The organism is Clostridium sp. AF34-13 (assembly GCF_003477845.1).
GTDB classification, from domain to species: Bacteria; Bacillota; Clostridia; order Lachnospirales; family Lachnospiraceae; genus Butyribacter; species Butyribacter intestini.
On record NZ_QUEB01000003.1, the window covers coordinates 48,826 to 61,938 of the forward strand.

At 35.0% G+C, this 13,113-nt stretch carries 16 protein-coding genes; 1 reads left to right on the forward strand and 15 read right to left on the reverse strand.

Going from position 1 to position 13,113, the window contains the following annotated elements:
- Positions 1-47 precede the first annotated feature (47 nt).
- The 10 genes from panC to DWZ63_RS03525 form a co-directional block, all read right to left on the reverse strand.
- Complete coding sequence (gene panC, locus DWZ63_RS03480; RefSeq protein WP_022013681.1) at positions 48-890, reverse strand: pantoate--beta-alanine ligase; 843 nt, start codon at positions 888-890, stop codon at positions 48-50.
- 123 nt (positions 891-1,013) lie between these two features.
- Positions 1,014-1,841: a 3-methyl-2-oxobutanoate hydroxymethyltransferase gene (panB, locus tag DWZ63_RS03485; protein WP_055945044.1), complete on the reverse strand. Its 828-nt coding sequence runs from the start codon at positions 1,839-1,841 to the stop codon at positions 1,014-1,016.
- Positions 1,842-1,900: 59 nt separating this feature from the next.
- A complete protein-coding gene (locus DWZ63_RS03490) occupies positions 1,901-2,779 on the reverse strand; it encodes a Rossmann-like and DUF2520 domain-containing protein (RefSeq protein WP_055945047.1) in 879 nt (292 codons plus the stop codon).
- Between the two features lie 173 nt (positions 2,780-2,952).
- On the reverse strand, positions 2,953-3,876 hold the full coding sequence (gene truA, locus DWZ63_RS16200) for a tRNA pseudouridine(38-40) synthase TruA (protein WP_118498745.1): 924 nt from the start codon (positions 3,874-3,876) through the stop codon (positions 2,953-2,955).
- Positions 3,877-4,518: 642 nt separating this feature from the next.
- The gene (locus DWZ63_RS03500; protein ID WP_022013685.1) at positions 4,519-4,827 is read right to left on the reverse strand and encodes a hypothetical protein; all 309 of its coding nucleotides are present in this window, start codon (positions 4,825-4,827) and stop codon (positions 4,519-4,521) included.
- Entirely contained in the window at positions 4,824-5,378 is a 555-nt protein-coding gene (locus tag DWZ63_RS03505) for a hypothetical protein (protein WP_147353194.1), read from the reverse strand. Before DWZ63_RS03505 ends, DWZ63_RS03500 begins: the two co-directional genes overlap by 4 nt.
- 111 nt (positions 5,379-5,489) lie before the next feature.
- The gene (locus tag DWZ63_RS03510) at positions 5,490-6,059 is read right to left on the reverse strand and encodes a hypothetical protein (protein ID WP_055945058.1); all 570 of its coding nucleotides are present in this window, start codon (positions 6,057-6,059) and stop codon (positions 5,490-5,492) included.
- 36 nt (positions 6,060-6,095) lie between these two features.
- Positions 6,096-6,614: a sigma-70 family RNA polymerase sigma factor gene (locus DWZ63_RS03515; RefSeq protein WP_055945061.1), complete on the reverse strand. Its 519-nt coding sequence runs from the start codon at positions 6,612-6,614 to the stop codon at positions 6,096-6,098.
- Positions 6,615-6,739: 125 nt separating this feature from the next.
- A complete protein-coding gene (locus DWZ63_RS03520; RefSeq protein WP_055945064.1) occupies positions 6,740-7,378 on the reverse strand; it encodes a DUF4352 domain-containing protein in 639 nt (212 codons plus the stop codon).
- A 310-nt stretch (positions 7,379-7,688) separates the two neighbouring features.
- Entirely contained in the window at positions 7,689-8,846 is a 1,158-nt protein-coding gene (locus tag DWZ63_RS03525; RefSeq protein WP_055945067.1) for a serine/threonine-protein kinase, read from the reverse strand.
- Positions 8,847-9,031: 185 nt separating this feature from the next.
- On the opposite strand from DWZ63_RS03525, the gene DWZ63_RS03530 reads away from it, so the two are divergent.
- The gene (locus tag DWZ63_RS03530; protein ID WP_055945070.1) at positions 9,032-9,460 is read left to right on the forward strand and encodes a helix-turn-helix transcriptional regulator; all 429 of its coding nucleotides are present in this window, start codon (positions 9,032-9,034) and stop codon (positions 9,458-9,460) included.
- A gap of 136 nt (positions 9,461-9,596) precedes the next feature.
- On the opposite strand, the gene DWZ63_RS03535 is transcribed toward DWZ63_RS03530, so the two are convergent.
- From DWZ63_RS03535 to DWZ63_RS03550, 5 genes are all read right to left on the reverse strand, one after another.
- On the reverse strand, positions 9,597-10,367 hold the full coding sequence (locus DWZ63_RS03535) for a carboxymuconolactone decarboxylase family protein (protein ID WP_118498747.1): 771 nt from the start codon (positions 10,365-10,367) through the stop codon (positions 9,597-9,599).
- A gap of 18 nt (positions 10,368-10,385) precedes the next feature.
- The gene (locus DWZ63_RS03540) at positions 10,386-10,856 is read right to left on the reverse strand and encodes a flavodoxin (RefSeq protein ID WP_118498850.1); all 471 of its coding nucleotides are present in this window, start codon (positions 10,854-10,856) and stop codon (positions 10,386-10,388) included.
- A 304-nt stretch (positions 10,857-11,160) separates the two neighbouring features.
- Complete coding sequence (locus DWZ63_RS16100) at positions 11,161-11,286, reverse strand: hypothetical protein (RefSeq protein WP_270393140.1); 126 nt, start codon at positions 11,284-11,286, stop codon at positions 11,161-11,163.
- A gap of 25 nt (positions 11,287-11,311) precedes the next feature.
- Positions 11,312-11,539 (reverse strand): hypothetical protein, encoded by a 228-nt coding sequence (locus DWZ63_RS03545; protein ID WP_055945078.1) that lies wholly within the window; start codon positions 11,537-11,539, stop codon positions 11,312-11,314.
- A gap of 163 nt (positions 11,540-11,702) precedes the next feature.
- On the reverse strand, positions 11,703-12,671 hold the full coding sequence (locus DWZ63_RS03550; RefSeq protein WP_118498749.1) for a transposase: 969 nt from the start codon (positions 12,669-12,671) through the stop codon (positions 11,703-11,705).
- Positions 12,672-13,113 lie beyond the last annotated feature (442 nt).

Consider the following 13,113-nt stretch of genomic DNA (forward strand, 5'->3'; position numbering starts at 1 on the left):
CAAAGGATGTATAAAAACAAGATGTGCCTATCATGCATAATTATTTTTTACTCAACGATGAAATTGTCAATAAGTCTTGTCTTTCCAATATAAACGGCTATAGCTGTAAGTACAGGTCCGTCAATCTTTTCTACAGGCTCAAGTGTATTCCAATCGACAACCTCAACATAATCAATCTTCGCAAGAGCTTCCTTCTCTATTATATCAGTAATTGTTTTCTTTACCTTTGCCGCATCTTTCTCGCCGGCATCAACAAGTTTTCTGCCCTCTTTTAATGAACGGCTGAGTACAAGTGCAGCCTTACGCTCGTCCTCACTAAGATAAGTATTTCTTGAACTCTTTGCAAGACCGTCCTCCTCACGGATAATAGGACATCCTACAATCTCGATACCAAAACTAAGGTCATTTACCATGTGTCTTATGACTGCAAGCTGCTGTGCATCCTTCTGACCGAAATAAGCTCTGTCAGGAGTTACAATATTAAATAATTTTGCAACAACAGTACAAACTCCACGGAAATGAATAGGTCTTGTCTTTCCACAAAGACCGCCTGTAAGTGTATTCATATCAACAAATGATGAGAAATTATCATCATACATTTCCTCCGGTTCAGGATGGAATATAAGAGACGCACCCGCTTTCTCACAAAGAGCCGCATCCCTGTCCATATCTCTCGGATAACTCTCTAAATCCTCTGTAGGTCCAAACTGCATAGGATTAACAAAAACGCTGACAACAACTTTGTCATTCTGCTCAACTGCTTTATCTATAAGACTCTTATGTCCCTCATGAAGATAACCCATAGTAGGTACAAGACCAACCGTAAGACCAGCCTTTCTCCACTCTCTAACCTGTTCCCTGACTCTCTTAATACTACCTGTAATTTCCATTGCTTTTGCTCCAATCTATATATAATCAAAAATGTTTTTTTCTGTTCGTTTCACTCATATAATTTTCACAAAAAATAATCATATGCAAGCATACATTATTTCTCTTAGAAAATTACATTCATTTTAATACAATTTTTCCAAAACATCCTCATCAATCTTAAATGTGTGTTCCTGTGCCGGGTATGTACCTGCTGAAACCTCACTGATATAATCCTTAAATGCCTGTTTCATCACATCACCGACATTTGCAAATTTCTTGACAAATTTAGGTACATAATCTGAAAACATTCCAAGCATATCCTGATATACAAGTATCTGACCGTCACAGCCTGCTCCTGCACCTATTCCGATAGTTGGAATATCAAGTTTTTCAGTAACAATCTTTGCAAGTTTTTCAGGAATACATTCAAGTACAACTGCAAAAGCTCCAGCCTCCTGTACTGCAAGTGCATCCTCGATAAGTTTCTTTGCTGCTTCCTCTGTTTTTCCCTGAACTCTGTTGCCGCCAAATGCATTTACAGACTGTGGTGTAAGTCCGAGATGTGCCATAACAGGTATTCCTGCTTCAGTTATTGCCTTTATCTGCGGACACACACTTGCTCCACCTTCAAGCTTAACTGCTCCTGCGCGTCCCTCTTTCATAAGACGGCCTGCATTGATAAGTGCATCCCTTGTTCCCGTCTGATAAGACATAAACGGCATATCTATAACAACCATAGTATCACTTGTTCCTCTGGCAACTGCTGCCCCATGATGTATCATGTCCTCAACAGTAACGGAAATCGTATCTTCATAACCAAGCATTGTATTTCCGAGAGAATCTCCGACAAGAATAGCATTTATACCTGCTTCTTCCATAAGTCTTGCCGTTGAATAATCATAGGCGGTAAGCATTGTAAGCTTTTCACCTTTTTCCTTTGCCATCTGAAATGTTCTTACTGTGTTTTTCATAATTTAATTCCTTTCCGAATACCTGCCCTTTGTGGGTCATGTTTCTTTGCATTGACAAATCACATAATCTTTCTTAACTCACTGTAATCCCTGTCGGGATTTTTTTTCTCAGACATTTTAACAAGTCGCTCTCCTACACTTTTATATATCTTAAGTGCGTCCGTGCCCTCAAGTGCTTCCATGTGTTTTTTAACAGTTCCTGTATCATTTCTTATAACAGGACCCGTGAGAGCTTCTAAAGTTCCATTTTCAATCACGGATTTAACATTTCCCATTGTCAATGGACCTAAAAGAGAAACTGCATCTTCGTCGGTAAATCCGCAGTCTTTTAAAAGCCCAAGTGCAACATCAAAAATTCCGACAACATAATTGCTTGCAAATGCCGCCGCCGCATGATATTTCACTTTATCAGAAGCTTTTAACATAAAAATCTTATGATGTAATTCATCTCCAAAAAGCTCCTGCATCACCTTTACTGCTTTACTGCTTCCCTCCATTGTGAGCCTTGCCGTATTTAATTGTCTATATGATGTAAATTTGTCGCTGAACGCATACATAGGATGAATAGAAATCTTTTCTGCCTTTGTTTTTTCTATTCCTGAAAATATATCAGATGATAATGAACCGCTAAAATGACATATGATTTTTTGGTGCAGATTATAATTTTTAATCTGCTCCCATACTTTTAAAATAATATCGTCAGGTGTTGTTATACATATAACATCACATTCATTCACAAGTTCTTCCGGTGAAGCATATGCTTTTGAATTTGTAAAAGTCGCTGCAATGTCAACGCTTTTGCTTGTTCTGCTATAATAACCTTTAATCTTTGCAATGCTGCTGTTTTCACACAGATACTTTCCCATGCTGCAACCGACAGCTCCTGCTCCTATAAAACCTATATTTATATTACCACCTCCACATTTATCACCATTCACAATTATGGCATATCAGCTCTTACAGCCGATGCTAATTTGCAAATGACAGTAATCTGTATTTTGCAGAGGTCACATTATCCCTGATGCAGTTTCTTTTCATTCTATATCCGAATACCGCTCGCAAATGAGATAATAGCACAATCTAAGGTGCATTGCAAGTGTGGATGAAGTTTTCACACATACCTGATTTCCACAAGTTTTAGTCCCTTAGCCGGTGCTGTCGGTCCTGCTTCTTTTCTGTCAGCGGATTTTATTATATCTTCCATCTGCTCCGGTGCTACATTTCCTTTTCCCACTTCAAGAAGTGTTCCGGCGATTATTCGTACCATATTGTAAAGGAAACCGTTTCCATTCACCCTTATTTTTATCAGTCTGTTATTTTCCTGTCCTCCATCAACTTTAATATTTACCAGCCTGTTATTTCCCTGTTCTTCATCAACTTTAATATTTACCAGTCTGTTATTTTCCTGTTCTTCATCAGTCTTAATATTTACATCATCCGATATTTTTTCACATTCCGTTTTCTTTTCTGCATGATTTTCTCTTTGCACTCCACCAAGTTCCATGCCCTCAACTTCCAAACTGTATATTGTCCTTACCGTTGTTTTTACCTGTGCTCCCGCCGAACAAAATCCTGCAAAGTCATGTTCTCCTATAAACGCTTTGCACGCTTTTTTCATGGCTTCAATATCGAGGTTTCCATAGTCAAAATGTGCCGTGTTTCTGTATTCGGGCAATGGAAATCTTCTATTTAATATAGTATATTCATATGTTTTTCTGCACTCCTGATAACGGGGATGAAAATCTCTATCTACTTCCTCTGATTTCTGTATTATTATGTCATCAGGAAGCCGCTGGTTTAAAGCATAAGAAAATTTTTCTCCGGGGATACGGCTCTCTGTATCAAATACGGCCACATTGCCTAGTGCATGAACTCCCGCATCCGTCCTGCTCGCTCCTATAACCTCTATCTGTTCTCTTGTAAGTTCAGATATTGCCTTATTTAATTCGCCCTCTATCGTATCAGCATTTGGCTGAACCTGCCATCCATGATAATTTGTGCCGTCATAAGCAACTGTTAATTTTATTCGTTTCATTGTATTCTCCAAATTTTATACCATTATATTCTACTTAATCTCATTATTTTATGTACTTTAAGTAAAGTATAATAGCATCTACCCCTAAAAACAACCAAAAAATATAGTTATACTCTACTTAATCTATTGTTTTCAACAAGATTAAGTATAATATAACTATCAATTCAGCCATACAGATATTCGCAATTCTCTCTGCCATTTACTCATAACGCCATTAACAACTATCACAGCATATCAAAAATGGTCTTGTACCCTTAAATTCCCACCCACTACTTATTATTTTACGCAATAGAAGTAGTAAACTTTCTTAATAGGGTTAAACAATTATATATTCCTCTCCCCAATACACAGCTAAAAATGAAGATTATTATTCTGACCGAACATTGTTTGCGAAACTATCATAACACATGACTAAATTGTGCAAATATAACAAATAATGTTAGCAGTGCACTCTGTCCACCGTCAGCACTTAGTTAGCGTCTTTTGCTAACTTAGTACTGTTACGAGTGACAGGTAGCGAAAGCGTGCCTGCGGTATTATTTGTTATAGATACACAATTAACATATCATATAATTAGTTTCGCATATATATAACAGAATAATAATCTTCATTTTTAGCGTCCGTATATCATATCACATCCCCCTACCACCATTTATCAAATGCATCCTTTGGCATATGCGAAAACACCATATCAGCTCCAGCCATGCACATCGCAAAGAAAACTATCATTATCAATATGACAACCGCCGCAAAATCATATGTGCCCGATTTTTCAGGGGCAAAAAAACTGTAATATAATATCTCACCGCCAAGAACAATAAGTATCAAAGGCCAGAGATGAAATATAAGCATATAGTTTAGTACACCGCCAAATATATGTATCAAAAACAATATTCCAAATACCACGAGTGAAATTCCTAATGTAATCGTACCTATTCTGCGCTGTCTCATTTGTCATCTCTCCCCTCAAAATACTTTTCATTTTCATCAAATTCTATTTCCTGCTTTTTTCCGGCTATCATTCTGAGTCCGACAGCTATTATAACAAACGCAACAATAAACTGTGGTATATAATGAAGTAAAAATTGGTTTATTTCATATGATATATATATTCCCATTCCTGCAAGTGCCGAAACAACACTGTTGCACAACATATATATGCCAAAACATATTAAAACTATTGCTAAAATCTTTCTTCCTTTACCCTTTGGTAGCTTTGACAGACAATCCAAGTTATCTCCCCAGATATAAGCATCTTCAAGCATTACAAATTCTTCATCAGGCATTGAATTTTTGTTCATAGCATCAAAAAATGCATAGAACCATACAATTATTGCACCAAGTGAAAGTACGCTAAGATACAGCCAGTGCGAAACAATAAAAATCCCAAAAAATACTGTCATAAGGCTGACGCCCTGTTTAAAAAATCCCAAAAACATCTGTCCCGCTCCCGGCATACACGAAAAACAGAATGTCAAAAACTTATTTCTTTTATGTGTCATATTAATCCTCACTTCTACACACTTTTTGCATATCAGATTTGTGTCAAGTGTGCACAGACACAAATCTTGTGTGTGAAAAATATTATTTTTCACACTATCCTCCATACTATACTACTTTTTAATCCGCAAAAAACTCCGCAGACTATTAAAAACCCTATTTATACTAAAACTTTCTCTCCCACTGTTTTCCCTATTTTTTTCTATAAATTTTTTCCTGTCTTTCTCCTGCTTTTTTTTCATTTCTGACTGTTTTTTATCATACTTTGACTTTTCTTCCATAACATTTTTAGTATCACCTATCCCAAGCCCTGTATTTGCATTTTGTCCGACTTGTTCAATTATCGGCACTGTCTCTGCCGGATTTCTTAAATATGAACCATTTGAAAAACTAACGGTAACTAAAATGCCGAGTGCCATGCACATCCCAAGTGCGACTCTTGTGCAATACCCGTAATATTCTTTTCGCCTGTCATGCCCTGTCGGTATTTTCTCTGCTTTCTCCAAAATCCCAGCCGTAACCCCACGCGGCAGCTTTATCATCTCTGTTTCAGGTATTCCTGTTGCAAACCTGCCTGCACAATATTCACATTTTGCAATATGGGTGAGCATATTTATTTCTTCGTACTGCTCCATATCATGCATATAATATTTTTTAATCTGCTCATCGGTTATATGTGCCATAATAAACCTCCTTTCCAACTGCACGGCTCATCGCTATTATTCATGCCTTTTTTCCAATTTTTTCTGAAGCATCTTTTTCGACCTTAAAATCTGTGTCTGTATTGTTTTAAGCTTGACACCTCGATTTTTTGAAATCTCTTTTGCCGTTTTGTCGCAGCAATAAAATTCATAGGCAACCTCATCATAGGGAGGTTTAAGAGTACGGCAGGCATTGCTGAGCTCCTCGTTTATCTCCTTTTCCAAAAAAGACTCCTCAAGAGATGAAACCGTACCGACATTACTTTCTAATATGCCATCTTCAGTCGGCATCTCTTTTCGTCTTTTTGATTTGAGAAAATCAAGACATTTGTTTGTAGCTATTTTCGTCAAAAAAGCCTTTTCATTCTGACCGTCAAACCGGTCAAGCACTTTATAATATGTAAGAAATGTTTCCTGTGTCATATCCTGTGCATCAAAATAATCTCCCAACATACGGTAACAGATTGAAAATATAAGTTTTTCATATTGTTCCATAGCTTTTTCTAGCTGTACCATATGTCTGGTACTGTCCGCCAAGTCTCATCACCTCCCATTTTTCTCTTTTCATTATACTTAAACGAATGAAATTTACAAAAGTCTTCAAAAAAATGCAAAAAAATATACAGAATTAAAATTTTTTTCAATTCTGTATATTTTCAATATTATTTTCCCAAGAAAATTATTTTCTTATTAGACCATATAGAATTATTTTCATACTCAAGTTCTATATCTTTCATTTTAGCTTCTTTTGGGACTTCATATGTAATACTGCCGCTTATCTCTCGTCCCCCTGAAACTTCCTGCAACAAAAAGCTTTCATCTGAACCGTCAAGATATTCCTGATCATATTTTTTGTTATTCACATAACAGCCAAATGACCCAGGATAACTGTCTGAGTTTCCTGTATTTTTAAATGTAAAATAAAATTTAACATATTTATAACCATCTTTTGGCTGTATAAACTGATTGTTTGATTTGTATTTCTCCGCACCCATATATGCAATCTCAAAATCCCCAAACTCTACCACATCACCGGGATGAAACCTGTTATCATCCGTTTTGCCATTGTTTTTACTGCTTTTATTACTTTTTTTCTTATTGCTGTTTTTGTCTTTTGAACTGCTTTTGTTCTTCTTTTTATCTTTAGATGTACTTCCTGAACTTTCAGTTACACTTCCTACTTTTTTTGACTCATCTTTCGTATCATCATTCCCGGAATTTGATGCCGCCGCAATTATAAACACCGCTATAACTACGATAACTATCCACTTGCCTTTTCCTTTTTTCCCTGTCGTTCTCATAGAAATCTTCTCCTTTTCATGTAATTATCATTTAGGCGTTTGCGAAACTATCATAAATCTTGATTAAATTGTGTAAATATAGCACAACATATAGTTAGTTCTGCAACCACTTATGATTAATAACTTTTATCTATCAAGCTATTTTATTTTACATAAAGAAATTTCTATTTTGGTGTGCCGGCAGCATACATTTTCAGGCATTTTTAATTTTTATACAATGAATAGGCAATATTAAATAACTATGCAATAAACAGGCATCTGTTATAACCAAACACATTTTGAAAACATTAACTACCAATAAACACCAGCATCATTTAACGATTGTCTTCATATATTCTTCAATCTGTATTCCTGCATAGAAAATCATAATACTTAAGATAACTCTTGAAAACATCTTTACAACACTATCCATATCTTTATAAATCGGCATCCTGTTATACCAGTTTTTATAATTTCCTGCTATTACTACAGTTGAAAATACATACATAAACGCCGCAGCACATTCATACATAACAGCCTGCGTATTTCCCTTGCATTTCTCAAATCCTACAGCCATCACTGTTACCAGAAATACATAAACGCACACTCCCAGTATCTTTTTCCACAAAGCTCCACTTCTAAATCCCGGCATTTTTGAATAATCATAATCCTTTTTTACGGATGCTGTATCCTGTTTACCCGTGGTTTTATAGGCACTGTTTGTAAATTTGACCGCATTTTCATTTAATTTCGCATCATAATGTATGTAATTTTTCATAAGTTCTTTATATGCCTGACAAGCCGTCTGAAACCTGTTTTCGGGTGATATATTTATACATTTTTGTATAAATTCCTTATAATCATAACATATACATTTATTTCCCTCAGGCATTTTTCCCGTAAGCATTTCATGAAAAACGACACCAACAGAATATATGTCACTCCGTATATCAGTCTGCATAAATCCAAACTGCTCCGGTGCCGCATATCCCGCCGTTCCCAAAACCGTTGTATCTTTTGTTCTGCCCTCTTTCGTTTTCCTTGAAATCCCAAAATCTATCAATTTAACTACATTGTCACTTGAAATCAGTATATTTTTAGGTGTTATATCCCTGTGAACAATATTTACTTTCTCAAGTTCAGATAAAACTTCAAAAAGCTGACAAGTATATTCTAAGGCATCTTCTTTTGTTATATTTTTATTTTCAATCTTGTCCGCAAGAATATCTCCGCTTATATATTCCTCGATAACAACAGCTTTATTTTCAATCTCAATAATATTTTTTACTGCTGCCAGATGCCTGTTTTTTATATATTGGAGACTCTCATATATTGAAATATTCTCAATTTCTATCTCTTTTAAAACAAATATTTTATTAGAATTTTTCTGCCTGACAAGCCATGTTTTTCTATCATTATTTTCACCAAACAGTGCAATTTTCTCATATTGCTCATTTAAAAGTGCTGTTTTCAGATTTATATTTTCCATAATTCTCCTTATTTTATCTTACAAATATTTATAGCCACGGATATTCGTGGTACTTATGTTAAATATGGTATCATTTAATAAATTCAGATGCAACATTGTAAAAATAAGTTTACAAGCAACTCCAATTAAATTATTATATGATGTAAGTGTCAAAAGCAAACATTTCATTTTGGGAGATAACATATATGAAAAATTATAAAAAAACCGATAAATTATTGGATATATTAAAAAAATCGCCTACCGTAGACGATTATATAGAAAATGAGAACGACAATCTTGTAAACATGACTCTCTCGGAATATTTGAATAAAATACTTTCTGACAGAAAACTAAAAACAAGTGACCTCGTAAAACTGACGGGACTTGACCGAACATATACATACCAGATAATGTCAGGCAGAAAAAAACCGTCCAGAGATAAAGTTATCGCCATCTGTTTTGCACTTAATATGTCATTTGAAGATACCCAGCAGCTTTTAAAAGCCACCGGGTACCCTATTTTGTACGCCCGTTTCCAGCGTGACAGCATAATCATATTTGCATTGCAGCACAACGCATCTCTTACAGATACAAATGAACTTTTGTATGATTATAATTTTGATACGCTAACTTGAAATACTAATCTGCAAGCTTAAGGCTTATTGCTGCCTTGACAACTTTGCCATTTTTTACTTTAATAAAATTATCATAATCCTTATATCAGACTAATTTTTTGTCAAATTATTTCTTGGTTGCCTTGTATATCCACTTTTAATCTTTAAGTTTTCCATACTCTGCATCTGTCACGGCTTCACACCATTCATTTGATATTTCCTCGCCCGGTACTTCTACCGCAAGATGACTAAACCAGCTATCCGGTGCTGCTCCATGCCAGTGTTTTACTTCTGCCGGAATGTTAATACAGTCACCAGGATTAAGCTCGATTGCTTCTTTGCCCTCTTCCTGATAATATCCGCGACCTGCCACGCACACAAGTATCTGACCGCCGCCACTCTTAGCGTGATGGATATGCCAGTTATTTCTGCATCCCGGCTCGAATGTTACATTGAAAATTCCTACCTGACTTGTTGATACAGGTGCAAGATAACTTTGTCCAATAAAATATTTTGCATATGTATCATTTGGTTCACCGATTGGAAATACCATCTGCTTTGCATGAACCCTCATTGCTTCATCCTCGTATGGCAAATCTCCCTCGCCATCGCTCCAAACTTCCTTTGCAAGATTAAATACTGCCCAGCCTTTTGGCCAGCCTGCATAAAAAGCAACATGAGTGATGATTGCTGCGATTTCTTTCTGTGTCACACCGTGGTTCTTTGCATTCTGCAAATGGAATTTTAATGAAGAGTCAGTAATTCCTGAAGCCATAAGTGCTACTACTGTTATAATACTTCTTGTTTTTACATCTATATCCTGATTGTTCCAGTTCTCACCGAAAAGAACATCATCATTAAAATGTGCAAACTCAGGAGCAAACTCTCCGAGTGCATTTCTTCCTGCTGTCTGTACTATCTTAGCCATAAAAGCCTCCCTATATTCCTAAATTTCCTTAATCCAATCGGCTATTTCCTGCTTTGTCGCTCTGTTTAAAAGTTTTCCTTCCACAATTTCAGAGTTTGGTGCTGATGGCTGTAATTCCTTAACCGTATTGCCAAATCCACTTCCTCCTGATGTTGCAAACAGAATAATCTTTTTGCCTGAGAAATCATATTTTTCCAAAAATGTATTTACAATAGTTGGTGCAACATACCACCAGATAGGAAAACCTAAAATAATCTCATCATACTGACTCATATCAATATCATTGTTCTTGATTTCAGGTCTTATTTTCTTATCTTTCATCTCGACGCTGCTTCTTGACTTTTTGTCCATCCAATTGAGGTCTGCCTTTGTGTATGCCTCTTTTGGAGTAATCTCACAAATATCATAACCGCCTTCTTCTGCTATCATATTTGCGACTTTTTCCGTCGTTTTACTTGCACTAAAATAAGCTACTAATCTTTTCATTATAATAATCCCTCCTAAAATATGTGCATCAGATAATTCCAAAATCGCATAACAATATAACACTATGGTGCATCAATTAGTGTCAAAATGCCTTTTTGCCACAGTAATATAATGTATTATCACAATCCTGCAATATCTAACAGATACATAAGTGCTGTTAATTCTTTAAAAATCATTGTATATACATTATAAAGCCTTATATCTTATTATGTCTAATACTTATATTGTATATCTTGTTATGCTTTTTAGGCATACTTTAGCAGTTAATACACCATATCTCTGACTTGTACAATAAAGATTAAAGTTCTTATCCACAGTACACTAATGCCAATTCTGCGAGCGGGTCATCTGCCCTCATTGTCAAAACCCAATGGTCACTTTCCTTTACCCTTATATACTCAAACCCCTCCGTATTTACAGGTTCAAGAAACATAACGCAATACTCTTAAATCCATATATTACTCCTCATTTCTGCACAATCTATGAGCAAACATCAGTCCCGTAATTACAAATCTGTATTGCCGCACCATTCTCCACACCGAAAAACCATGTTTCTCATAAAAAGGTACATTATTTTTATCCTCAATCATCCCCTCAATATATAAAAAATCCCCGACCATCTGCATATACTTTGCAATATCCCGCATTCCGTTTTTTAATACTTTAATTACTGACTCATTCAACATTTGACTACCTCCATTTTATGAACTGTTATTTTTATCAAGCCCATAATAACGGATTTACTTTTTATTTTAAATATATTATAAAATTTATAAGTCACTAATAAATTTGATGGTCTACCTTTTCTCCCTTATAATCTGATAAAAAATTTATTCATATCTTACCGATTTATAAACACGCGGCCGATAACTTTTTTATAACTTCTTTCACATACTCCTCTGACTTTGATACCTTTTTGGCAATTTCAGCTATAGGCATATTACAATCATTATATGCCTCAATTTGTCCTTCAATTTTTCCCTCAATTTTTCCTTCAATTTTTCCTTCGTCTCTTGTTTCTTCAAATACTCTCCACATACTGTCGCCCTCCTTAAACAAATCATCAAAATCTAAGTCACATCTTGCCGCTCCTGCTACGGTATTTAATACATTTTTATCTACTTTATGATCTACACTGTATTTTATTGCTTCTTCTCTCAACTCTCTTGTATTCTTGTCCTTATTAAGTAATATTCCAAACAGATTAAACAAATCACGATTATTAACATTATAAAATAATAAATCATTTTGTCTGGCTTCTACCAATTTCATCTTATAGTCATTAACTATATTTTCCATTTCTTTTGGTATCGTCATCATCTGCTTTAATGATAATGCACCATCCCATTCCTTTTCTCCATAATACACAACAATCGTAACAACCGGTATAAATCTGTCTTCTTTTTTCATGCCTGATAAAAATTCGTCTGTTGTTAATCCTTTTTTCTTTTTTATCTCTTTTTTTATGTCACTATATTGTTTTCTGTATGAACCGTAATCATATCCCATAATCCTTAACGGCATTGCATAATGAATGTGCTCCTGTCCCTCAATTCCTAACAGCACAAACTCTATACCCGATATTGTTGATTTTTTTCTTATCTTAATATTGTCTCTTATTGCTTTTATACTTTCCGTATAAGTTCCATATTTTTCTACATTCGATACATCTGTATCAACATCATTTAGTTCGTAGGATTTTATTACCTGTTTGCCACCAAACAATACTGCATTAAACAAATCTGCAAATTCCTCATTTGAACTCCAATAGTTTTTTACGATAATATCCGGTTTCAACCTGTTTTTTGTATCCCCCATAGTCGCCTTGTTCCTTTCTTATATTATAATTTATCCCCTACAAAAAAAGCAATGCTTCTTTTTCACAAATATTAACAACTTTCTTTTCCATTTTCCATTTGCATTTTTTACATATTGAGATTAAATTTTATGTTTAGTTTTCACAATAAAAACCACTTTTTAATGAGATTTGCTAAGATTTCAAACTATTGCACAGAATTCTTTATATTTTCAGTAATCAATTTTGTATAAATTTTAGATGTACCATTTATATAATCTTATCATTGTCGGACACAGCATATCATAAATTATTTGTCGCCCTCCTGACACAAGCAATGCTCTAACTTATCGTTCTACACAATATAAGTATTGAACTTTAATATCATTAAAATATGCCGCCTGTTTCACTTCAAGCGGCATAAAAAATAATTTTTTATAATTTTTGTAACAGTTCAGCCCAAAA